Genomic DNA, 22,333 nt, shown 5'->3' with positions numbered 1-22,333 from the left:
CGGCTTTCCCATTGAGAAGACCGAGCCCGCAGTGTATCCACCGGCCGAATGACCCATATCATGACGCATCACGTCACCGTGGGCGGGACGCCGCCACCTCACGGGCCTGCTCGGCGATGGCGTCCAAGCGTTCCAGGGCCGTGCGTTGCTCTTCGGTCTGGTCCGGATGGAACTCGCCGTATCGCCGCGTCGCCGCGGTGCGGATGAGATGGTCCGCGATGCGCGGATTCTTGGGCAGCAGCGATCCATGCATATAGGTGCCGATGACATTGCCCACCTGGGCACCCTCGGTGTGGTCTTTGCCGTTGTTGCCGGTGCCCTCACGATCGACCACGCCCAGGGGCCGCACGCCGTCGCGCAGGAAGGTCTGCCCCGAATGGTTTTCATAGCCGATGATGTCGCCGAACCGGTCGGAATGCTCCACGAGATTGCCGATCATGCGCACGTCATGACCTTGCGTATAGACCCCGAAGATGCCGATGCCCTCGATGCGCTCCCCCGCCACCGTCTCGAAGTACTCACCGAACAGCTGGTACAGGCCGCAGATGGTGAGCATCGGAGTGCCCTCGGCGGCGAGCTTGCGCAATGTGTCGGCACGCAGGAACAGATCCTCGGCGATCCGGCCCTGACCGGTGTCCTGCCCGCCGCCGCCCAGGATGAGGTCGACGTGGTCCGGCCACGCGTCGCCCTGGTTATAGGCGTGCACGCGCGGCGTATATCCATAGAGCGACAGCCGCCTCGTGACGGTCAGCACATTGCCCCAGTCACCGTAGATGTTCATATCATGCGGATACAGCGACACGACATCGATCACCGGATGTTCCATGACGGCTCCTCTCTCACCGGCCGACGCCGGCATCGGCCACGTCGGCCAGACGTGCAAGTCGGGCGCGCAAGCGCAACATGGCCGTATATGTGCAGTAGATGTGTTTCGGCACGCCGGGGTTCGCGGTGACGAACCGCTCCACGGACTCTTCCAGATCGGTGTCGGTCCGCGCCACCTTGACCTCGTCATACCCCAGACGCAAGGCCATATCCCATGCCCTCGTGCCGGAGACCATGGCCACGCCGGTCTCACGCAACGAGGTGAAGTCGACGTCCCACAGCCAACTCATATCGCGGCCGTCGGCGTATTCGTCGCAGATCGCGATCATCGTATCGTGGCCCGGTGCCGGGAACGAACCCAGCGACAGCCTGAATCCCATCGGGTTCTTGACGAGCAGCAGCTCAACGGGCGCACCCTGGACCTCGATGACCTCCCCGCGGCCGAAGGCGGGGGTGACTTCGGCGAGCGCCTCCATGAGGCGTCCCCCGTCGACGGACCGACCGGCGTCGGCAAGCACGGACCGCACCACGGTCAGCGCCGCGGCGGCGTTGAACAGATTGTAGATGCCTTCGAGTCGGACACGACCTCCCACGGTGGCACCGTCGATGAGGAATTCGGCCTCGTGGTCGCCCACGCGCCGCAACGTGACGTCGGCGGGCTGCGCGGTGGAGGCGAAGGCTTCGCGCCCCACATCGAGCCGCGGGGATTCTCCAGGGATCAGCGACGAGGGCGCGCCGGACAGTGAAGCGCCGGGACCACCCGCACCGAACGCGGCCATCGCCGACGACGCGGCACCGTCGTCAGCTCCGTCGACCGCTCCGTCATCCACGTCGGTTCCACTCATGGCGGTGCGACGAATATCAGTGCCATGCATATCGTCGTCGGAGGGGAAGTAGGAGCGCAGACTGTTGACGAGCCCGAAATACCGCACCGCGGTGCCGTCCGGCACCTGTTCCGACAACCGTGCGATGCGGGCGTCCTCGCGATTGAGCACCACGGTGCCGGTGGTCGCCTGCGCGACATGACCCAGCAGGCGCGCCGTGTTATCGATCTCACCGAAACGGTCGAGCTGGTCGCGCATCACGTTGAGCAGAAGACTGTAGCGCGGTCTGATCTGCCGCACGAAGTGCACGGCGTACGCCTCGTCGAGCTCCAACACGGCGATATCGGCATCCAGGGGCCTACGGCCGTCGATGGCGCCCATCAACGCGGACACCACGCCACGCGTGAAATTCGAACCGGTGGGGTTGGTGAACACCTTGAGTCCGAGCTGTTCGAGCATGAGAGCCACCATGCGTGTGGTGGTCGTTTTGCCGTTCGTCCCCGACACAAGTACGACGCCGTAGGGCAGCGTACCCAAGGTCCGCGCCAGGAAACCGGGGTCGAGCACCTCGACGACACGACCCGGCAACGCACTGCCGCCATGTCCGGCCAGGCGCGACGCCCATTGGGCAGTCCTGCCGGCCCACGGAGTCAGCGCCGAAGGCCACCACCAGTGACCTCTCGGAACCTGAACCGATCCGCCCGCAGCGTTCGGGCCAGCGGGTTTCGCAGCGTGGGTCGCCGCGGGAGCCTCGGCACGCGCGGTAACGGCCCCATCATCCACGACGACACGGGCACCGTCATCGCGCTCCGGACGGGATTCGTCATTCATCGCCATGTCACACCCCCTGCTGATAGTCCTGCGGCATGTCCTTGAATTTGGACGTGGCCCCCAGGAAGGCGAGATGGAAGGTATCGGTCGGTCCGTTACGGTGCTTGGCCATGATGATGTCGGCCTCACCCGGCCGATCCTCCTTGTCGTAGGCATCGGGCCGGTGCACGAGCAGCACGACGTCGGCGTCCTGCTCGATGGAACCGGATTCACGCAGATCGGAGAGCTGCGGCTTGCGGTCGTTGCGCATCTCGGGACCGCGGTTGAGCTGGCTCAGGGCCACCACCGGCACCTCGAGCTCCTTGGCGAGCAGCTTCAGGGCACGTGAGAACTCCGACACCTCCTGCTGACGACTCTCGACCCGTTTGCCCGAACTCATGAGCTGCAGGTAGTCGATGACGACGAGCTTGAGATCGTTGGTCTGCTTGAGCCGGCGACATTTCGCGCGGATCTCCATGAGACTCATGTTGGGGCTGTCGTCGATGAACAGCGGCGCCTTGGCGAGCTTGCCCCAGAACGTGTTGAGGGTGTTCCACCGCTCGGGCGTGATCTCATCGGCCCGACGCAGGGCGTTGAGCGGGATGTTGGTTTCGGCCGAGATGATGCGCTGGGCGAGCTCGACCTTGCTCATCTCGAGGGAGAAGACGACGGAGGCCATCTGGTGGTGCAGGGCCGCCGAACGGGCGAAATCGATGCCAAGCGTCGACTTGCCCATGGCCGGCCGGCCGGCGACCACGACCATCTGCCCGGGCTGCAACCCCTGGGTCACATCGTCGATGTCGCGGAATCCCGTCGGCACACCGCTTTCCACCTCATGGTTCTGCAGCTTGTCGAGCTGGTCGAGAGCGTCGTGGACCACCGATTCGATCGGCGCATAGTCTTGCCGAACCTTGCCCACACTCATCTCGTAGACCTCGGACTGGGCGAGGTTCACCACGTCCTCGGCCTGCGAGCCTTCGGCCGAGTACCCCAGCTGGGCGATCTTGGTGCCGGCGGCGATCACGTTGCGCAGGATGGCGCGCTGATGGACGATCTCGGCGTAATAGGTGGCGTTGGCGGCGGTCGGAACCGAAGCGACGAGGCTGTGCAGATAGTCGGCGCCGCCGACCTTGTCGAGTTCGCCGTCGGTGAGGAGCCTGTTGGCCACGAGCACCACATCGACGGGTTGCGACGTGGAGAACAAGGCGATGATCGCCTCATAGATCGTCTGGTGCTTGGGCTGGTAGAAATCGGCCACGTCGATCATCTGCGAGACCTCGCCGATGGCGTCCTTGCTCATGAGCATGCCGCCGAGAACGGCCATCTCGGCATCGTCGTCGTGCGGCGGGACCCTGTCGAACAACGGGTCGTGCGCGCTCGAACCCGTCGAACCGGACACGTACGAGGATCCCCCCGTGTACCCGCCCGATCCGCCGTCCGATCGCTTGTCTTCCCACGCCACTGCATCTGCCATACGCTCGAGTATAGGGAGACCGGCGGAGCGGTACGCCATCGTGCTTGGGCCGCTCGGCGACACTCACGGAGTCTTCACGGTGGATAGAAAAACCGAGTTATCCACAATTCAGGCGTGTTGCAGGGGATAATCCACTGAGTTATCCACACAATGGGGATAAGTCGGTGCACAGTGTGGGGACGGCGCATCCGTGGCACAACATCGATTTGTGCGTTCCGCGATTCGGTGGTAGCACCGACCCGACCTCTGCGACGTGGCAGCACGACAGGCACCGACCCAATCGCGATGAGGTCTCGGCGCTTGTCCACACGACCCAATCTCCCTAGGCTGGGAGAGCCACACGATCGTCGCCCCTCCACGGGCGGCGTATGCGCGGCGAGCAGCGAACGACAACCCGAGGAAGCACCGATCCATATGCGACACGACACCGAGACCGCACCACCCAGCACCTCCACCACGTTCGGCCCGTTGTTCGCGCTGGCCCTGCCCACGTTCGGCCAGCTCATCGCCGAACCGGCCTTCGTCATGATCGATACGGCGATCGTGGGACACATCGGCACACCGGCGCTGGCCGGGCTCTCCATCGGCTCGACCATCCTGCTCACGACGGTGGGCCTGTGCGTGTTCCTCGCCTACGGCACGACGTCGCATGTGGCCCAGCTCATCGGGGCCGGACGCCGCAAGGAGGGCATGGAGGCGGGTATCGACGGGCTCTGGCTCGCCCTGATCATCGGCATCGTCGTCTCGCTCGGCCTGTTCGCCGGCGCGGAACCGTTGTGCCGTGCCATGGGAGCTCAAGGCCCGGTGCTGGTCAACGCCGTGCACTACCTGCGCGCCATCATCTTCGGACTGCCCGGCATGCTGCTCGTCTATGCCGCGAATGGCATCTTCCGCGGCATCAGGAAGGTGCGCATCACCTTTGTCGCCGCGGTCGCCGGTGCGGTGGTCAACACCGTGCTCGACGTGATCTTCGTCTTCGGCCTGCACTGGGGCGTGGCCGGATCCGGTGTCGCCACCCTCATCGCGCAGTGGTTCATGGGGATCTTCCTCGTCGCGCCCGCCCTGGTGTGGGCCTCCCGGGAGGAGGCCGACTGGAGGCCCCGCCTCGCCGGCATTTTCCGCACCGCGGGCGAAGGCGTGCCGTTGTTCATCCGCACCTTGGCGCTCAGGGCCTCGCTCGTCGCCACGGTGATGCTGGCGGCCCAGATGGGCACCCAGGTCCTGGCGGCCTATCAGGCGGTGAACTCCACGTGGAACTTCGTGCTCAACATGCTCGACGCCATCGGCATCGCGGGGCAGTCCCTCGTCGCCACCCAGTTGGGCGCCGGCGACCGTGACCGCGCGCGCCTCATGACACGTACCGCGGGCAAGGCCGGGCTGCTCGCCGGTGCCGCCATCGGCTTGGGCCTCATCGTCTTCGGCCTGCTGGCCGCGGGCATGTTCAGCCCCGATCCCGAGATCCGCCATCTCATCATGGTCGGCACGGCGGTGCAGGGGGTGCTGCTGCCGCTAGCGGGCTGGATGTGGGCACTGGACGGTATCCTCATCGGCGCCCAGGACTACCGCTACCTCGCCATGACATGCTCGATCACCGCCGGCGTCTATCTCCTCGCCTTGGCCGGCGTCGACGGGCTCGATGCGCTCCTGTCGCCCGATGACACCGTGCGGATGGCGGTGCTATGGGCGATGCTCAACGTGGTCTTCATCGGCATGCGGGCACTGTTCAACGGGTTGCGCCTGCACGGCCTGCGCTTCCGGGGACGCACCTGGATGGATGTCTCCGCGCAGGGGTGAAGGGCAGGAGCGAGCGCTGGGGGTCAGCGATCGGGTCAGTGCTCACCCGAGCGCTGGTGGTCAGTGCTCGGGTGAGCGCCGGGTTCAACGGCTGCAGTACGCAGCTATCGCCGCATGGCGGCTCGCACCGTATCCGCCATGGTGACGACCAACCGTTCGCGCCATTGCGACCACCCATAATGCTTGGTGATCGTCTCGCCCGCCGTGGCACCGAGCGATGACCCGTCGGCTTTCGTCAGGTCGAGCAGCATGTCGAGCAGCACCGGATCATGGTCGAGCCGAGCCGCCAGTTTGCCCGCACTTGCGATATCGTTCGGATCGCAGGTGCCGGCCAGACGGGACAGGGACAGATGCTCACGCACCAACAGCGCGACCCGATCGACCACCCGAGGCGCAAACCCCATCCGTTCAAGGATGACGGGCACATGGCGCGCGCCTTCTCGGGCGTGATCATCGACTCCGGGCCGCTTGCCGATGTCGTGCAGCAGACCCGCCAGCAGGAGGATCGCATATTCCTCGTCATCGTAGCCATGACCGTGCTGACTCCGTCGTCCCAACCGTGAAACGACCTCGATCATATGACGGTCGATGGTGAACCGGTGTGCCGAGGAGGCCGATGGCCGATTGCGAATCGCCAGCCATTCGGGAATCCACCGCCCGGGGATGTCGACGGAGTCCAATTCCTCCCACACATCGGTCAACGCCGACCCAGAGGCCAACAGCCTGATGAGTAGCGCCCGCATCGAGGCGCTCCAATCGCGATCGGTGATCGGACAGCGCCCCAGATTGCGCAAGGTCAACGCGTTGATGGGAAGACCGTATTCGGCTGCAGCGACCGCGACGCGCAACGGCAGCTCGGCATCGGTCTCCGGCTTCACGGAAGGCGCGAGCACCACCTCACGCTCATGCTGTGCGACGCCGGGGGCCAGTATCTCGAAGGTCGGGGCCTCTCGCCTGCCCCCGAACCGCGGTGTGAAGACCTGGAAGAAGGCGAAGCGCGGCTTGTCATGGGTGAGGGTGTGGGAGGCGCGGGCGGCGGTGGACTCCCAGGAGAAGGCGATGGCGCGGCCAAGCCGGGCGAGCATGGTCTGCAGATCGTCGATGGCCTTGACGTCGCGCTCGTTGCGGGGCAACGTCGGGTCGTCCAATCCGAGCAACGCCGCGACGCGGGGCTGATACGCGGCGAGCAGTATGTCCGTGTCCTTGCGCGCCGCCAGATGGAGGCAGTCGCGTATGTCGAGCAACCGTTCCACCGCCTGGTCGTACCGTCCGTGCGGTCGATCCGCCAGCCAGGACGCGGCCAACGCCGAGATGAGGGTGGTGTCGCGCAAGCCGCCGCGAGACTCCTTGACGTCGGGTTGGTTGAGGTATGCCAGCCGACCCGAACGTTCCAACCGTTCGGACGCCGATCCGAGCAGTTCGGGCAGCCGCTGGCGGGCCGCCTTGCGCCAACGGGCGAGTATCTCGGTGGCCGTGCCGGCGAGGTAATCGACATCCCCGGCTATGGGCGTCATGTCAAGCCATCCGACGACCGCCGGCAGATCCTTGTCGGTGATGTCTTCGCACTGCTGACGGGTGCGCACGGATTGGTCGAGGCCGAGGCCGCAATCCCACAACGGATACCAGAGCTTCGACGCGAAGGCGGCGAGCTGCTCCTGATCGAGGATGTGCACATCGTGGACGATCACCAGGTCGAGATCGGAGCAGGGGCCGATCTGACCGCGCGCCAGAGAGCCGACCGCGGCCAGACCGATGCCCTCGCGCGGCACATCGAAGGGGACGTCCTCGCATGCCTGGGTCCACAACTCGCGCAGAGCACGCACGGCCAGGTCGGTGCGTCGAGCGCGCCGTTGCGGGCCGTCACGGTACACGCCATCGGTGTCCGGCTCGCTGATTTCGAGGAACCGTTGCTGCAGACCATCGACCGCAGTGCTCATGATGCGCCTTCCTCATCCCCGAACACATCCCGGGATCCACCCGGGACCAGAGAGACCATATATAACGAGGGTGGCCCATGGACCGAACGTCCATGGGCCACCCGATATCGTCCGCGTCACGCGGATGGTGTCGCGGTCAGATGGCCGCCGACCCGGTCTCGCCGGTGCGCACGCGCGTCACCGAGTCGAGCGGGGTGACCCACACCTTGCCGTCGCCGATGGTGCCGCTTTGCGCGGCCTTGACGATGACGGAGACCAACGTCTCGGCGTCGGCGTCATCCGCCAGGACCTCGACTCGGATCTTCGGAATGAGATCGACCGTATACTCGGCTCCGCGGTAGACCTCAGTGTGGCCGCGCTGGCGACCGTACCCATTGGCCTCGGAGACCGTCAGACCATGCACGCCTGCGGCGGACAGCGCCGTCTTGACGTCATCGAGCTTATGCGGCTGAACAATCGCAGTTATAAGCTTCATCTCACCTCAACTCCTTCAGAACGGCGCTGGCCGTGCCAGCGAAATCGTAGGCGCTCTCGCCCTGGTCGGCCAGGTCGACTCCGCCGACCTCCTGGGCCGGGGTGACGCGCCATCCCATAGTCTTCTCCAACGCGAAGGCGATGATCGCCGTGATGACGCCGGAGTAGAGAATCGCGATGAGGGCGATGCACGCCTGCACCGCGAGCTGACGCCAGTTGCCACCGGCGAGCAGACCCGTGCCCTCGCCGAAGAAGCCGATGAGCAGGGTACCGGTCAGACCGCCGACGCCGTGGACGCCGACGACGTCGAGCGAATCATCGTAACCAAGCTTGAACTTCAAGCCGCAGGCGAGGCAGGTGAGCACACCGGCGATCGCGCCGAGGACCATGGCCCACAGCGGCGAGACCACATCGGCGGCCGGGGTGATGGCGACGAGGCCAGCCACCATGCCGGAGGCGGCGCCCATGGCAGTGAAGTGACCGTTGCGAATCTTCTCGGTGAAGCCCCAGAAGAGCATGGCCGCACCGGTCGCCGCGGTGGTGCTCACCCAGGCGTATCCGGCGGTGCCGTTGGCACCGAAGGCGGAACCGGCGTTGAAGCCGAACCAGCCGAACCACAGGAGGAAGGCGCCGAGCATGACGAAGGGCACATTATGCGGCCGGATGGGCTGCTTGCCGAAGCCCTTGCGCTTGCCGATGATCAGTACGATCACGAGAGCCGCGACTGCGGCATTGATATGCACCACCGTGCCACCTGCGAAATCGTGGGCGACGGCGCCGATGGCCTGGGAGATCGCGCCCTTGCCGGACAGCAGACCGTTGTTCCACACCATATGGGCCATGGGGGCGTAGTCGAAGGTGATCCACAATGCGACGAAGACCATCCACGTGCTGTATTTGATGCGCTCGGCCAACGCGCCGCTGATCAACGCGACGGTGATCATGGCGAACGTGGTCTGGAAGGCCACATCGATGCTGCCGGGATAGGCGCCCGTGGTCTTGGCGGCGGTGAATACGCCGTCCGATACCTTGATTGAGTCCTTCAGCAGGAACCCGGTCGCGGGATCGCCGAAAATCCCGCCGATGTCATTGCCGGCATAGGCGATCGACCAACCCCAGAACGTCCATACGACCGCGGTGACGGCTAGCGCACCGGCGGACAGCATGAGCATGTTCAGGATGGCCTTGGCCCTCACCATGCCGCCATAGAAGAACGCCACGCCGGGCGTCATCAGAAATACCAGCGACGCGGATGTGAGCATCCATGCTGCATTTCCCGTATCCATGCCTACCTCCTTCTCTACTCTCTCCCGATCCCCGCATATGCGGCGACCGGATCATCCATGATGCCGCTCCACCATGTGGAGCCAACACCGTTATCGAACGCCTGCGGCGTTTTCTTCAGGTTACGTCAGGTTACGGGGATGTAACACCTCGGCCGGGCGCCCACAGCTGCGGCTGCTCACGCCAGGATGCCATCGATGAAACCGGCGGCGTCGAAGGGCGCGAGGTCATCGGGCCCCTCGCCCAGCCCCACGAGCTTGACGGGGACGCCCAGTTCCTTCTGCACCGAGATGACGATGCCGCCCTTGGCGGAACCGTCGAGCTTGGAGAGCACCACACCGGTCAGACCGATCGCCTCGGCGAAGACCTTGGCCTGGGCCATGCCGTTCTGCCCGGTCGTGGCGTCGAGCACCAGCAGCACCTCGTCCACCGGTAGGACCTTCTCGGTCACGCGCCGGATCTTGCCCAGCTCGTCCATGAGATTCGCCTTGTTCTGCAACCGTCCCGCGGTGTCGATGATGAGCACGTCGGCATGCTCGTCCTTGGCCCGCTGGGCGGCTTCGAAGGCGACGGAGGCGGGATCGGCCCCGTCCTTGTCAGAGCGCACGACGGGCACCGCGACCTTGGCGCCCCATGTTTCGAGCTGATCGGCGGCGGCGGCGCGGAAGGTGTCGGCCGCCCCCATCATGACGGATTTGCCTTCCGCCACGAACAACCTGGCGAGCTTGCCCGCGGTGGTCGTCTTGCCGGTGCCGTTGACGCCGACCATGATGATGACCCCAGGCTTATGCGCATAGGGCTTGTCGGCGTTGAGCCGGCGGTCGACGTCGGCGCCGGTCCCGACGAGGGCGAGCAGTTTCGCACGCAGGGCCTCCTTGACCTGGGCGGGGTCAGCGGTGCCGGTGATGCGCGCATCGTTGCGCAACTCGTCCACCAGCTCCTCGCTCGCCTGCGCACCCACATCGGCGAGCAGCAGCGTGTCTTCGACATCCTCCCAGTCCGACTCCGACAGTTGGTCCTTGGCCAGGATCGAGAACAGCGCACGGCCGAAGGCGTTGGAGCTCTGGGAGAGCCTCGCCTTGAGCCTGACGAGACGCGAATCCGAGGATTCGGGCTGTTCCGTCGACGGCCCGGTGGGCTGGGTGGCCTCGGTCGCCTTCTGCACAGTCCCAGCAGGGCCAGAGGACAAGTCAGCGGACGGTGCGGACTGTTGCACGCCGGTCGACTGCGGCGCGGATCCGGCCCGTTCAGCCTGTTCGGCCTGTTCGGCCTGCGATGCGGCGGCCGCCGTGGCCGTCGACCGGCCATCCTGGCTGCCGGTACCGCCAACGGCGCCACCGTCTTGCCGGGTAACAGCGGATTTCGTCGCGAGCGCATCGTTACGCCGCCGGCGCGACCGCCAGATCAACAGACCGGCCACCACGGCGATGACCGCCACGACCGCGATCACGACGCTGAGCATCAATGAAGTATCCATACCACAAGCCTATGGTTTTCAACGGACAGCGCCCGTGCCCCGGCTGCATCCCGTTGGACGTACCCCCACCATGCGCCACCGTCGGCGAAGTTGCCGGCCCGTGGGAGACTGGAGCCATGTCCAGCACTTCAAGGATGACCTCGTACCAGCGCCGCGAGCAACTCATCGCCATCGGCCGTTCCCTCTTCGCCACGGAGGGTTTCGAGGCGGTCAGCGTCGAGGCGATCGCGGCCGCGGCCAAGGTGAGCAAACCCATCGTCTACGAGCATTTCGGCGGGAAGGAAGGCTTGTACGCCGTGGTCGTGGACCGCGAGATGCGCTCGCTCAACGAGGCGCTGACCAGCGCGCTGTCGGATCCCGGCGCCCACCCCCGGCGCATCGTCGAACGTACGGCGTTGGCCCTGCTGACCTATATCGAGGAGCACGCGGAAGGCTTCCACGTCCTCGTCAGGGACTCCCCCACCACCGACCCGTCCGGGTCCTTCAGTTCATTGCTGGGCGACGTGAGCATGCGCGTCGAGGAAATCCTCACCCAGACCTTCAAGTCGCAGCACCTGCCGCTCAAAGGCGTGCCGTACTACGCACAGATGCTCGTCGGGCTCACGGTGTTCACCGGCCAATACTGGGCCGACCGCCGCAAGGTGAGCAAGGAGCAGCTGGCGGCGCATATCGTGAACCTCGCCTGGTACGGACTGTCGCGGCTCCAGGCGAAGCCCGAACTACGCTTCGAGAGCGCCAAGGCCAGAAAGGCCGAGGAACGACGCCTCGCGAAGGAGGCCAAGGCCGCTGCCGCCGCCGAATCTCAGGCTGCCGCAGCCAAGCCTGATGCCGACACCGCAGAAGCGCCGTCGCCCGTCACCGACACGACCGCGGTCGACGGGGCCAATGCGGACACGGATTCGCACACGGATGCAGGCACCTCCTCACACGACGAGGGCCCGACCGACGACGCGACCAGTACCGCGACCGGCGATACCAACGGCGACGCGACCGGCGATACCGGATCCGATACCGGGTCCGACGCCGGCGACATCACCGGTCGGACATCGTGAAGGCGTTCCTCATGAGATTGCTCGACGTGTAGAGCACCTGGGAGAGCAGCTGATTGGTCTGCGAACGCAGATAGTCGGCCATCATCTCGTTGGACTGTTCGAGCAGGTCGGGCACATGTTCGTCCCGGCGCGAGACGGCGTCCGTTTGCGCCACGAGACGATCCCCATAGGACAGGACGTGCTCCCGGAAATGCTCGACGGCATCGGAGTTCTCGGTGAAGTGGGGATCGGCGATCGCCGCGATGATGCGATTCGCCCAATACAGCGAATTCGTGGTCACCTCGCCACTCGTGTTGCTCAGGTACTCCGGTGTGGTACGCACATTGGCGTAGAACGGCGCCACCGACGTGAAGGGGTTGGAACCGTATGACAGCCAGATGAGCGCGCGGTTCGACTCCGGCTCGTAAGGCCGGAGCTGCAGGATGCCGAGATGACCGTTGCGGTTGATGCCGATCGGACGGAAGCGTCGGCGTGATTCCTCGGTGCCCCGGGTGCCATAGGTGTCGTAAGGGGTGTCCTCGTAATGCGAGCTCATAAGGAAATCGATGTCACCGATGGTGATCCGCTCTTCGGGACGGCGACACCAGGGAATGTCCTCGGAGATCGGCGTATACCGGGCCTGGGGTGAATCCCAGTCCTCGCCGGGGTTGAGCGTGCGCTGCATATACCAGGCACGCGGCGTGTTGTAGATGTGGTCCTTGGACGTGGCGGTGCCGAACATCTTGCGCGGATTGAGGTGCCGCGTATGCTCCGGCCGCCGGTCCATGCTGCGGTCGAGATGGCGGGCGACCACCCATTCGCGCAGATCGGCGCTGCACATGTGCTCACGCCGATCGCCCAGCGCATCCTCGAGATCGAAATCATCCAGCCCCAACTGGTTGGGGATCGCCGCATAGCAATCGTCCGGCACCCGACGTGCAATCCAGTGGTGGCCGCCGATCGTCTCGACGTACCAGACCTCATCTACATCGCTGATACCCACACCGTTGGCCTCGTAGGTGCCGTACCGTTCGAGCAGGGCGCCCAGCCGTTCGACGGCCTCGCGCGCGCTCGAGACGTAGGGCAGCACCAAGGTGATGAGATCCTCCTCGCCGATGCCGCCGGGTTGTTCGGGGACGTATTCGGGCGAGTGCGGGTCGCCGGATGCCGGCCGGAACTCGACCATGGGGTCGGCGGCGAGGACGCGCTCGTTCACGGCTATCGTCTCGGTCGCGGTCATCGCCACGTTGCGCACGCTGATTCCCGCCTCGGCCAGTATGCCCCGGTTGTTCAGGACGTTCGGCGCGATGGTGTACCGGCAGGGGTCGTCGGGCAGTTCGATGGCGACATGGCTCAGGACGCTGCGGTAGTGCCGCGGCTGGTCCGCGGGGTCGACGGCGATGAATCGCTTGGGGTCGTATTTGCCGTGGCCGCTGTCGTCATTGCGGGCGATGATGGTCGACCCGTCGTAGGTTGCCGATTTTCCGATCAGAATGGTGGTGCAAGACATGGCCACCATGGTATGCGACCCGCTCGAACGAAACGGCGCACGGGGCGACGTCGGTTCACGGTCGTTCCCGGCACTTCCGCCCGACCCTTCCATCCGAGCCTCCCGCCCGACCGTGATCCACGGATCCACCCCCACGGCCAAGTGCTCAAACTCGTGTTCGGGCACGTGCTCAGAGCTGAACGTGGTGCGCCTTGCGACGATGTTGTAGATTGGCTGCGACATACGGATGGCCGCGAACCACGGCCACCAACGATACAGCGATATGTGGAGGCATGCATGAGCAGCGAAACCGATGCGACCATCGAAATGTACGGAGCCGACTGGTGCGGCGACTGCAAACGCGCGAAGGCGGCGCTTGACCGCTTCGGTGCCCCGTACCATTGGCACGACATCGAGCAGGAGGACGGCGCGGCCGACAAGGCCGTCTCGATCAGCGGCCAGAAGCACATTCCGGTCGTCCAGTTCGGCGACGGATCCTTCCAGGTCGAACCGTCCGCGAACGATCTGCAGGCCAAACTCGTGGAGCTCGGCCAGCTCGCCAAGTAGTCGGATCGCCAATCACCCGATGCCGCAATGACTGCCTGCACAGACCGCCAACACTGACCGCCCACCTTGGCTTGGTGTCCTCGCGTATTCGACATCACCCGTCAACGGATGTGGCAGGTATTTCGATTCCGCGGAATCACGCCCGGGAAACGCGGCGCTATGCGGCAGCGCAACGTCTCGCCATCTTGTATAATGTTCTTCTGTTGCCCCTCTGGCTCAATGGTTAGAGCAGCGTCCTTTTAAGTCGTGGGTTGTCGGTTCGAGTCCGACGGGGGGCACGATTTCCCTTGATTTTCAGCCGTTTTCGTATGAACGGCCGAATATTCGATACACATATTTCCGCAGATGCCCGACAGCTTCGTTGCAGGTACCCATGCACCGGATCCGTTCGCCGGCTGGTCTCGAATGGCGCTAACAATCCGCGATCACCCATGATCCGGGCATCTCGTTTGACCGTATGACAGCAGCGCACATCGCCAAGGGGTCAGACATGGTGCGGGTCGCGCGATACGAATCGCGCGACCCGCACCATGGGACTATTCAGTACACGGCTACGGTGACGCCGGGTCGACATCACCGTCCCGAGCGTTCGGGGTCAGGCCGAAACCTTGCGCTTCGGGCGCAGTCTCATATCGGTGAACGTGACCAGCGAGCGGACGAAGGGGATCTTCGCCATCAGCAGGACCACCACCGTGATGAGAGCGAACCACAGCGTGCAGATGACGAACCAGACCAGCGAGAACGGTATGGGCGAACCGCCGATCGGGTACAGGGTCTCCCACAACGAGGTGAACGCCCCGGCGAATACACCCCTGACGAGCAGCGTGCCGAAGCACCAGCCGACGAGGATGGTACCGAGAGTCGTCGGGGAGACCCGCAGGACGAATCGACCCAGTCGCGACTCGGGCTTGATGACGTCGTTGAGTTTGAACGAGATGATGACGTAAGGGATCATCATCGGCAGGTATCCGCCCGTCTCATACATCACCACCGGCATATGCCCGGTCGTGGCCCAATAGACGAGGCCGTACTCATGCCCGAGCACGGCCTCGAGCGCGAACCCGGCCAACGCGATGACGATGACCAGCCACCAGCCCATATCCCTCAGAACCCGCTGCACCTGCACGTCGCGCGCGAACCATCCGCCGAGCACATACATGGCGAGCCAGAAGTTGAACCAGGTGAAGTGCAGCGTCGTCAAGGGCGACACGGCGAGGAAGGCGCCCAGCATGGATTTCGGGTCGGCCGCCAGCACGTCGGTGCTGAAGAAATTCATGAACGGGACGAGCGTGGCATATCCGACGATCACCGCGGTCATGATACGGATGGCCTTCATGCTTGCGGTGGCGAAGAACGGACGGAACAGTGCGGCGAAGAACGCGACCCATGCGAACCCGACGAAGAAGAAGGCGGGACCGATATTGTCGGTGATGGTACCGTTCTGCGGCGTGATCAGGCTACGCAGCAGATGGAGCAGACTGTCTCCCAGCGATTTGCCGGCGAACGGCCGCTCGGTGGGCCACAGCCCCGGTGCGAGCACCACCAGTATCGAGAACAGCAGCACCCAGCGGATCCAATACCAGATGTTCTTCCAGAAATTGCTGATGGATTTGCTCCAATCATTGTCGCGCATGGCCCGCCCGAGGCCGAAGTACCCGCTCAGGAAGAGGAACATCGGCACGCATGCGGGCACGAAGTTCTCCCACCACAGCGGCGGGCTGATCCAGCTGTCCAATGGCGCCGGCTGGAGAATCTGGGCCAGCATCTTCGGTCGTTGCTGGAATATGGTGATGAATTTGATGCTGCACGATCACTCGTGGGGGCTTCATCGCCACTCCTCCCGCCGGTTCAGCGTCGTGACACACGACGTGGCCATCAACGCGATACGGGGTCGAACGGGCTTCGGTGCCCGATCAACGTTGGTATCCATAATACCGGAAAACGCGGCGCGGCACGTGGAGTGGGACAACGGGGGCGAGGCCGCGCCCCGACCCACCTGCGCAAGCGTATCGTGGATAGTGGTATTGCCGACGACCATATCGTCACCGACACCACCGCATCACCGACCACCGAGACACGACGCCGGCACACGGCCGAGAGGAGCACCACATGAGCGGCATTCCCACTTTCGGCATTCCCACATGGCAGCAATTGCTGTCGCTGACGACGACCGTGCTGCTCTGCGGCCTCATCGGGTTCGAACGAGAATTCCACGACAAGGATGCCGGCATCCGCACCAACGTGTTGGTCGGTCTGGGCAGCTGGCTGTTCACCGTGGTGTCGTTCTACGGCTATCGGGCGGTTGCCGGACTCGGCGTGAGCTGGGACGCATCGCGGGTCGCCGCCCAGGTGGTGTCGGGGATCGGCTTCATCGGCGCCGGGGTCATCTTCATCCAGCGCGATAACGTGCGCGGAGTGACCACCGCGGCGGGCATCTGGGTCGCATCAGCGATCGGCGTGGCCGCGGCGGCGAACATGCTGGCGGTGAGCCTCGTGGTCACGGTGATGTACTTCCTGGTCGTACTGGTGATCGCGCCCCTCACCTACCGTGTGACGCGCCGACATCGATTTGAGACGATTCGCCTGGTGTACGAGAACGGCAAGGGTTCGTTGCGTGCGGCGCTGGTGGAGATGGCCCGGGCAGGCCTCACGGCACAGGTATTCTCATCCCGTAACGTCGACGTTGACGCCCGGACCATGGTGGCTGTGGGAGTGCGCGTGCGGGGACCGGTGACCACCGAGCTGCTGTCATCCCTCATCGCCATCTCCGGCATGAAGGACGTGGAGACGCTGCCGCCGAACGAGGAGTAAGCGCGGCCCCGCTCGACGCCCACGTCAGTGCCGCAGCCGGCCGCTGCGTTCGAGATCGGCCATATACCGGTGCGCCTCGTCCGAGGACATATGGCCCTGGTCCTCGACGACCGCCGACACGGCGGCCATGATGGACGCGACGGCCGTCCCGCCGTGGCCGCAGATGAAGACGCTCGCCCCGGATTCGATCCACCGCCATAGATCCGATGCCGCAGCGGTGATGAGATCCTGCACATGCTGCGGGTCCTGCTCGTCGCGCGACCAGGCGACATCGAGACGGGTCAGCAGGCCCGTATCGCGGCACCGCCGCAGTTCCTCGCGATACAGGGCATCCTGCCTCGGATGGCGGTTGCCGACCATGAGCCAGGCACGCCCCGATGCGTGATCGTAGGCGCGTTGCTGCAGGAAGGCCCGATATGGCGCGATCGCCGATCCGAGGGCGATCATGATGACATCGGCCATCCGATCCGTCGGGAAGTGGAATCGGGGGTTGGATACGATGTCGGCGCTGATCCGGGAGCCGATGGGCAGGCCGGTGAGATACCCGGTGCAGGCGCCGACCAGGGTACGCCCGTCCAATTCATGCGTGACCCGGGTCACCGTCAGATCGACAAGGTGCGCGCCCTCAGCCCCGACATCAGGCCAGACCTCGGCCACGGTCACACCCTGATCGCCGCCGCAGTTGTCACCGGCCACCGGAGTCGGCTGTGCGTTGGATATGGAGTACAGGCGCCGGCTGGAACCGGTGAAGATGTCAAGGGCGTCGGCCATCGTCGCCGTCCCCGGAAAATCATGGAACAGGGCCTCCGGAGGGTTGGCGCACGCATACCGTTCCAGGAACAGCGGGTCCCCCACCGCGGCGCGTACGGTTTCGTTGCCCGAGATCGACGCATAGCGGGCGATCAGGGACGGCGAGGTGTTGGTGATGTCACGGTCTCGCAGTGCCTCAGCCAGCTTGTCGAACAGCGCAGGATCCGCATTGCGGGCAGCGTCGCGGGTGGCGGCTTCACAGGTAGCATCACGAGTTCCATTACGGGTGACGACGTCTGAACCGGCGTCATTGGCTCCCCGAAACGCGGCGTCGAGGACCCGTCGCACCGTCTCATCGTCATTGCGGTAGCGCACCGCCATCATGTCGCCGGGCTCATACTCGATCGCGTGAGCAGCCGCGAGACGTATCCGGTACACCTGCTTGGCGCAGTCGGGCGAACTCAGCAAGGTGCGCCCGACCAACGTATAGGCGTCCTCCGAGGCACCCGGCGACACTACATTCCCCGACACTTGCGAGGACTCCCCCGGCTTCGCCCCGAGGGCGGCGACGACATCCCCGATCCACCGCTCGGCCGTGGCCTCGTAGTCGAGATCGCATTCCCGGTGAGGCATGAGCCTGTGCGCACCCAATTCGGCGTACCTCGCATCGAACCACCGGGCCATGCGGTTGAAATTCACCCCGTACGCGCTGTCGCCCAATCCCAGGACGGCGAATTCCACACCATCCATGCGCGGCGCCGCCTCACCCATGACGTCGTCATACAACTCCTCGGCTTCCATGGGGGGCTCGCCCTCCCCTTGCGTCGACGTGACCATAAACAGCAGGTCCTCATCGGGAAGCGACGACGCCGGATAGTCGAAGGCGTCCACCAACCGCACCGTGTCACACAGCGGTTCGAGGGCGTCACGCAGCCACTCGGCCACCTCCCGGGAGTTCCCCGTCTCCGAGGCGGACAGCACGGTGATACGACGCGACAGCAACATGATGAACACTCCTCATCTAAGGTCTATGACTCAATGACTTGAGGCTCAGCTCCACACCACAGGGCACACGAACCACAAGATATGGTAGATGGCCATCAGCATTAACACAATATCTAGGTATTATTGCGTTGCATACGGCGCGGGTTCATGACGTTGCGCAACGCGTCGAAATCACGTCATCCGAACGCCGTGCAGGCCTCGGCCCCAACACCGCCCAAGGTCATGGAATCAGACGCATCGCAACTGAGCGCATACCGTAGACTGGGCGCATGACGCTGCAGGATCTTTCCCCACAGGCCCAGGACTATCTGAAGATGATCTGGGACCTGCGGGAGTGGGGGCACGGCGCCGTGCAACCCTCGGCACTGGCGTACCGCGCGCATGTGCGGGCATCGACGGTCTCCGGAGCGGTGTCTCGACTGGTCGCCGGCGGATATGCGAGGCACACCCCGTACGGCGCCATAGCACTGACGGAACGCGGCGAGCGATACGCCGTGCGTATGGCGCGCAAGCATCGATTGCTCGAGATGTTTCTCGTCACGACACTCGGCTACCGCTGGGACGAGGTCCATCCCGAAGCCGACGCCCTGGAGCACGCGGCCTCGGACCTCATGATCGATCGCATCGACGAGCTGCTGGGCCACCCCGACGCCGATCCCCACGGTGATCCGATACCCCGAGCGGATGGCAGTCTGCCCACGCAGGCCGCCATCACCCTCGTCGACCTGCCGGACGGCGTCCCGGCGCGCATCGTACGGGTCAACGACGTGGAACCCACGCTATTGCACCGCCTCGAACACCATGGCGCGGGGCTGCACGCCGTCATCGCCGTCAGCAGGCCCCAAGAGGACGACGCCGCGACGAGTGGCGGGCATGCCGATAGATCCGGCGACGAAGGCCCGATCATGCATATCGTCGCCCTGAACACCGGTGACGGTTCCCCGGACACAGCCCCCTGCACCATCACCGATCCCTCAGACCCCCCCCCCAACCCCACCAACCGCATCCCGCTCGACGCTGCCGAGACCGCACGCATCCGTGTGCTGCCATTGCGCGACGAGCGGGCCGTCGGCCGCGGCGAGGCGGCAGCCAACGTCCCACGGTCCTGAGCGACCAGGGATCCACACACCGCCCGTCCCACCATTCAGCCACCTTTCAGGAAGCTTGTAGGCGTATAACAGTACTGCGCAAGAAAACTTGCACCCAGCACGACAAAAGTGACTGTTGGTGAAGATGGGCCACCGCGCACGAGACGCATCTTACGGTAAGCTACATGGAAATACGTTGTACGCCGCGGCCTGCACGGATGCCGACGACCACAGAAGAAAGTGGAGAAGACCGCATGTTCGTTCTCAAGAACGCATGGATGTCACTGGAACGCCATCCTTGGCGCAGTATCACGACCGTCCTGATCGCGTTGGTGGTGGCGTTCGCCACCCTGTTCGGATGGTCGGTACAGGCCGCCGAAACCACGGCGGCGGGCCCCGGTGAGCAGGCGCTCAAACCCGCGGCCGCCATACGCCCGACCGCAGCCACCCTGGCCAAGCGCAACGGTGCGGACGCCTCGTGGACGAAGCATTATCTGTCCTGGGACGATTACACCAAGTACGCCACCGCGGCCCAGTCGACCAACCTGCAGTTCTCCTACACCTTCCTCGAATCTGCACCCGTCCGGCAGTCGTCTTCACTCACCGCCATCGCCGGCAGCGCCGACCAGCCTGCCTCGAAGACGGGCGGCGAGCTGACCATGACCGGCCTGTACACCGCCGACGCCCTGCAGGACAACGAGGCCGGTCAGATACGCATCGTATCCGGCAAGGCGATCGACTATACCGGCCAGGCCGAGGCGAACCGTCACGAGGCCCTCATCTCTCAGGCGCTCGCCACGAAGAACCACCTCAAGGTCGGCGACAAGGTCACGGTGGGACGTCCCGGCGATGCGACGAAGACCTTCACGCTCACGGTGCGCGGGATCTATGCATACACCACGCCCGACGCGAGCGCCCCGGCGAAACTGGCCAAGGACAACCGCGACAACACGATCTACACCGGGTATTACGCCTTCAACTCCAACGGCCTCGACGCGAACAACGCCAAAGGATGGGCCATACCCGACCTCAACATCGTCTTCAAACTCAGCAGCATGGGCGACTACCGGCAGTTCACCAAAGCGGTCAAGGGGGCAGGCCTGCGCGCCACGCACGAGGTCTCCTCGAGCACCGTCACGCGGTACCGCGCCTCCATCGCACCGCTCGCCGACCTGGCGCACTGCATGAGGCTGGGTCTCCTGATCGCCTGGATCGTCGGCGGTCTGTTGTTGCTCGCCCTCGTCATCCTCAATCTGAGGAACAGGGGCGGTGAGATCGGCACGGGACTCGTCATCGGCGTCTCCCGCGGCCGTCTCGGCTGGCAGTTCATGCTCGAGGTGCTCATGCCCACGGTGGCGGGCGCCGCGATCGGCATACTTGCGGGCGCCTTCGCGTCCGGACCATTGGGCTCGGCCCTCGCATCCGGCCATGCCACCGCCCCCGACGCCGGTATCATATGGCACACCATCGGCTGGAGTGCGCTGGCGGCCGTCGTGCTGGCGGTTATCGCGCTGGTCCGCGTGTTCCTGTTCCAGACGACCACGCTGTTCACCACCCGCGAGGAGGCCACACGATGAGCGACACATTGCACAACACATCGGACCACAACATGCCCGACGAAGACGCACCGGACAACGACGGGACGTCCACGCTCGACGAGCACACGGACGCCACCGGAGCGGACGCCGACACAGGCAACACCCCGAGTGGCCAGGCCCCGTCCCCCACCGAGATTCCATTCGACATCGTCTACGACGACGAGGATGCGATCACACCGGCCGCCGTCGCCGACGGCAAACCCGACGACACCCCCATCGGCGATCAAGCAGAGGACCCGGACGGCAGCCCCACCACGGAACCGACCGCGGATGCCGGTGCCACATCATCCGACACCTCATCCATCCCCACTCCGGCCAACGAACACGATTCCAGGACGGCGAGCGAACCGGATGCGACCCCCGCCGCCGGCGATACGGAGGAGGACGACCACCTAGCGGTCACGGATGAGGTGGCGGACGAGATTTTGCTCAAATCCTATCCGACCTTCGCGCTCAACCATGCGACCCTGCACGACCGCAAGTCCGGCAGAGCCCTCCTCGATGACGTCCAACTGGGCTTCTACAGCGGCAGACTGTATGCCGTGACCACGCATGACGCCGACCAACGGCACGCGCTGCTCAGCGTGCTCGGCGGCCTGCGCAGGCCCGATACTGGCCAAGTCATGCTCAAAAGCGCCGACCTGGCCACCATGCCCTCCGTGGCGATCCGCGGACACCGCATCGGCCTGGTGCCGCAACGGTTCGCGGTGCGCGATGATCTCGATGCGACCAGCAACCTCGTGTACACCATGCAAGCGGCCGACCGCACCTTCCTGCGGCCGATGCGCGACCTGGCGCACGATCTGCTCGCCACCGTGGGCTTCAGCGCCGCGGCCACGGGCACCCCCGCCGCCGACCTCGACATGCTCGACCAGCGCCGTCTCGCCATCGCGCGGGCCATCGCCTGTGAGGCGACCGCAGTGATCGTCGACGCCCCGACCGTCAGCCTCGACGACGCCGGGAGCACGGCCATACTGACGCTACTGACGACCCTCGCCCACGACACGACGACCCCACGTTGCGTCATCATGGTCACCGACGAGGAACGCGACCTCAACGCGGCCGACGAGCGTTTCGAACTCTAGGCCGACACCG

Annotated in this window: 17 protein-coding genes and 1 tRNA gene; 8 read left to right on the top strand and 10 right to left on the bottom strand. The window is 65.0% G+C overall.

The annotated features are described in order from the left end of the window. Window positions 1-73: 73 nt before the first annotated feature. From BMON_RS02720 to dnaB, 3 genes are read right to left on the bottom strand one after another with little or no spacing between them, the layout of a single operon-like run. Window positions 74-826, bottom strand: a complete 753-nt coding sequence (locus tag BMON_RS02720) for a type 1 glutamine amidotransferase (RefSeq protein ID WP_033513045.1) — start codon at window positions 824-826, stop codon at window positions 74-76. A 13-nt stretch (window positions 827-839) separates the two neighbouring features. Continuing rightward, entirely contained in the window at window positions 840-2,486 is a 1,647-nt protein-coding gene (locus BMON_RS02715; protein WP_237745301.1) for a MurT ligase domain-containing protein, read from the bottom strand. 1 nt (window position 2,487) lies between these two features. Next, entirely contained in the window at window positions 2,488-3,933 is a 1,446-nt protein-coding gene (gene dnaB / locus BMON_RS02710) for a replicative DNA helicase (protein WP_161786340.1), read from the bottom strand. Between the two features lie 414 nt (window positions 3,934-4,347). Between dnaB and BMON_RS02705 the strand changes: the two genes are divergently transcribed. Further along, on the top strand, window positions 4,348-5,727 hold the full coding sequence (locus tag BMON_RS02705; protein ID WP_051917809.1) for an MATE family efflux transporter: 1,380 nt from the start codon (window positions 4,348-4,350) through the stop codon (window positions 5,725-5,727). A 104-nt stretch (window positions 5,728-5,831) separates the two neighbouring features. On the opposite strand, the gene BMON_RS02700 is transcribed toward BMON_RS02705, so the two are convergent. From BMON_RS02700 to ftsY, 4 genes are all read right to left on the bottom strand, one after another. Further along, window positions 5,832-7,664 carry a [protein-PII] uridylyltransferase family protein gene (locus BMON_RS02700; RefSeq protein ID WP_033513046.1) on the bottom strand — a complete coding sequence of 611 codons (1,833 nt, stop codon included), beginning with the start codon at window positions 7,662-7,664 and terminating at the stop codon, window positions 5,832-5,834. A gap of 136 nt (window positions 7,665-7,800) precedes the next feature. Continuing rightward, a complete protein-coding gene (locus tag BMON_RS02695) occupies window positions 7,801-8,139 on the bottom strand; it encodes a P-II family nitrogen regulator (RefSeq protein ID WP_033513048.1) in 339 nt (112 codons plus the stop codon). 1 nt (window position 8,140) lies between these two features. Beyond that, window positions 8,141-9,424 carry an ammonium transporter gene (locus tag BMON_RS02690; protein WP_033513050.1) on the bottom strand — a complete coding sequence of 428 codons (1,284 nt, stop codon included), beginning with the start codon at window positions 9,422-9,424 and terminating at the stop codon, window positions 8,141-8,143. Window positions 9,425-9,600: 176 nt separating this feature from the next. After that, window positions 9,601-10,899, bottom strand: a complete 1,299-nt coding sequence (gene ftsY, locus BMON_RS02685) for a signal recognition particle-docking protein FtsY (RefSeq protein ID WP_033513051.1) — start codon at window positions 10,897-10,899, stop codon at window positions 9,601-9,603. Window positions 10,900-11,015: 116 nt separating this feature from the next. On the opposite strand from ftsY, the gene BMON_RS02680 reads away from it, so the two are divergent. Then, window positions 11,016-11,951: a TetR/AcrR family transcriptional regulator gene (locus BMON_RS02680; RefSeq protein ID WP_237745300.1), complete on the top strand. Its 936-nt coding sequence runs from the start codon at window positions 11,016-11,018 to the stop codon at window positions 11,949-11,951. Here BMON_RS02680 and BMON_RS02675 read toward each other — a convergent pair. Next, on the bottom strand, window positions 11,932-13,440 hold the full coding sequence (locus BMON_RS02675) for a C69 family dipeptidase (RefSeq protein ID WP_033513122.1): 1,509 nt from the start codon (window positions 13,438-13,440) through the stop codon (window positions 11,932-11,934). The two genes, BMON_RS02680 and BMON_RS02675, sit on opposite strands and share 20 nt — an antisense overlap. Window positions 13,441-13,716: 276 nt before the next feature. On the opposite strand from BMON_RS02675, the gene BMON_RS02670 reads away from it, so the two are divergent. Together BMON_RS02670 and BMON_RS02665 are read left to right on the top strand one after the other, a co-directional pair. Further along, window positions 13,717-13,986 carry a mycoredoxin gene (locus tag BMON_RS02670; RefSeq protein ID WP_033513052.1) on the top strand — a complete coding sequence of 90 codons (270 nt, stop codon included), beginning with the start codon at window positions 13,717-13,719 and terminating at the stop codon, window positions 13,984-13,986. A 205-nt stretch (window positions 13,987-14,191) separates the two neighbouring features. Continuing rightward, window positions 14,192-14,264, top strand: a tRNA-Lys gene (locus BMON_RS02665). A 317-nt stretch (window positions 14,265-14,581) separates the two neighbouring features. Here the strand turns inward: BMON_RS02665 and BMON_RS02660 are convergent. After that, window positions 14,582-15,751, bottom strand: a complete 1,170-nt coding sequence (locus tag BMON_RS02660) for a hypothetical protein (protein ID WP_033513053.1) — start codon at window positions 15,749-15,751, stop codon at window positions 14,582-14,584. 344 nt (window positions 15,752-16,095) lie between these two features. Between BMON_RS02660 and BMON_RS02655 the strand changes: the two genes are divergently transcribed. Then, on the top strand, window positions 16,096-16,797 hold the full coding sequence (locus BMON_RS02655) for an MgtC/SapB family protein (RefSeq protein WP_033513055.1): 702 nt from the start codon (window positions 16,096-16,098) through the stop codon (window positions 16,795-16,797). Between the two features lie 24 nt (window positions 16,798-16,821). Here the strand turns inward: BMON_RS02655 and BMON_RS02650 are convergent, their stop codons facing one another. After that, entirely contained in the window at window positions 16,822-18,552 is a 1,731-nt protein-coding gene (locus BMON_RS02650; protein ID WP_033513056.1) for a flavodoxin domain-containing protein, read from the bottom strand. Window positions 18,553-18,821: 269 nt separating this feature from the next. On the opposite strand from BMON_RS02650, the gene BMON_RS09180 reads away from it, so the two are divergent. From BMON_RS09180 to BMON_RS09175, 3 genes are all read left to right on the top strand, one after another. Then, on the top strand, window positions 18,822-19,661 hold the full coding sequence (locus BMON_RS09180) for a metal-dependent transcriptional regulator (RefSeq protein ID WP_051917808.1): 840 nt from the start codon (window positions 18,822-18,824) through the stop codon (window positions 19,659-19,661). A 233-nt stretch (window positions 19,662-19,894) separates the two neighbouring features. After that, the gene (locus BMON_RS02640) at window positions 19,895-21,217 is read left to right on the top strand and encodes an FtsX-like permease family protein (RefSeq protein ID WP_033513058.1); all 1,323 of its coding nucleotides are present in this window, start codon (window positions 19,895-19,897) and stop codon (window positions 21,215-21,217) included. Then, complete coding sequence (locus BMON_RS09175) at window positions 21,214-22,323, top strand: ATP-binding cassette domain-containing protein (RefSeq protein WP_051917807.1); 1,110 nt, start codon at window positions 21,214-21,216, stop codon at window positions 22,321-22,323. Before BMON_RS02640 ends, BMON_RS09175 begins: the two co-directional genes overlap by 4 nt. The last annotated feature ends 10 nt before the right edge of the window (window positions 22,324-22,333 follow it).

Origin of the sequence: Bifidobacterium mongoliense DSM 21395, assembly GCF_000741285.1 — a bacterium.
Taxonomy (GTDB): Bacteria; Actinomycetota; Actinomycetes; order Actinomycetales; family Bifidobacteriaceae; genus Bifidobacterium; species Bifidobacterium mongoliense.
Note: the sequence above shows the minus strand (reverse complement) of the source record. Positions and strands in the feature narration are given on the sequence as shown.

Excerpts from the sequence above, each read along its gene's own strand:
- BMON_RS02720 (WP_033513045.1), bottom strand. The coding sequence starts at position 826 with ATGGAACATCCGGTGATCGATGTCGTGTCGCTGTATCCGCATGATATG.
- BMON_RS02715 (WP_237745301.1), bottom strand. The coding sequence starts at position 2,486 with ATGGCGATGAATGACGAATCCCGTCCGGAGCGCGATGACGGTGCCCGT.
- dnaB (WP_161786340.1), bottom strand. The coding sequence starts at position 3,933 with ATGGCAGATGCAGTGGCGTGGGAAGACAAGCGATCGGACGGCGGATCG.
- BMON_RS02705 (WP_051917809.1), top strand. The coding sequence starts at position 4,348 with ATGCGACACGACACCGAGACCGCACCACCCAGCACCTCCACCACGTTC.
- BMON_RS02700 (WP_033513046.1), bottom strand. The coding sequence starts at position 7,664 with ATGAGCACTGCGGTCGATGGTCTGCAGCAACGGTTCCTCGAAATCAGC.
- BMON_RS02695 (WP_033513048.1), bottom strand. The coding sequence starts at position 8,139 with ATGAAGCTTATAACTGCGATTGTTCAGCCGCATAAGCTCGATGACGTC.
- BMON_RS02690 (WP_033513050.1), bottom strand. The coding sequence starts at position 9,424 with ATGGATACGGGAAATGCAGCATGGATGCTCACATCCGCGTCGCTGGTA.
- ftsY (WP_033513051.1), bottom strand. The coding sequence starts at position 10,899 with ATGGATACTTCATTGATGCTCAGCGTCGTGATCGCGGTCGTGGCGGTC.
- BMON_RS02680 (WP_237745300.1), top strand. The coding sequence starts at position 11,016 with ATGTCCAGCACTTCAAGGATGACCTCGTACCAGCGCCGCGAGCAACTC.
- BMON_RS02675 (WP_033513122.1), bottom strand. The coding sequence starts at position 13,440 with ATGTCTTGCACCACCATTCTGATCGGAAAATCGGCAACCTACGACGGG.
- BMON_RS02670 (WP_033513052.1), top strand. The coding sequence starts at position 13,717 with ATGAGCAGCGAAACCGATGCGACCATCGAAATGTACGGAGCCGACTGG.
- BMON_RS02660 (WP_033513053.1), bottom strand. The coding sequence starts at position 15,751 with ATGCTGGCCCAGATTCTCCAGCCGGCGCCATTGGACAGCTGGATCAGC.
- BMON_RS02655 (WP_033513055.1), top strand. The coding sequence starts at position 16,096 with ATGAGCGGCATTCCCACTTTCGGCATTCCCACATGGCAGCAATTGCTG.
- BMON_RS02650 (WP_033513056.1), bottom strand. The coding sequence starts at position 18,552 with ATGTTGCTGTCGCGTCGTATCACCGTGCTGTCCGCCTCGGAGACGGGG.
- BMON_RS09180 (WP_051917808.1), top strand. The coding sequence starts at position 18,822 with ATGACGCTGCAGGATCTTTCCCCACAGGCCCAGGACTATCTGAAGATG.
- BMON_RS02640 (WP_033513058.1), top strand. The coding sequence starts at position 19,895 with ATGTTCGTTCTCAAGAACGCATGGATGTCACTGGAACGCCATCCTTGG.
- BMON_RS09175 (WP_051917807.1), top strand. The coding sequence starts at position 21,214 with ATGAGCGACACATTGCACAACACATCGGACCACAACATGCCCGACGAA.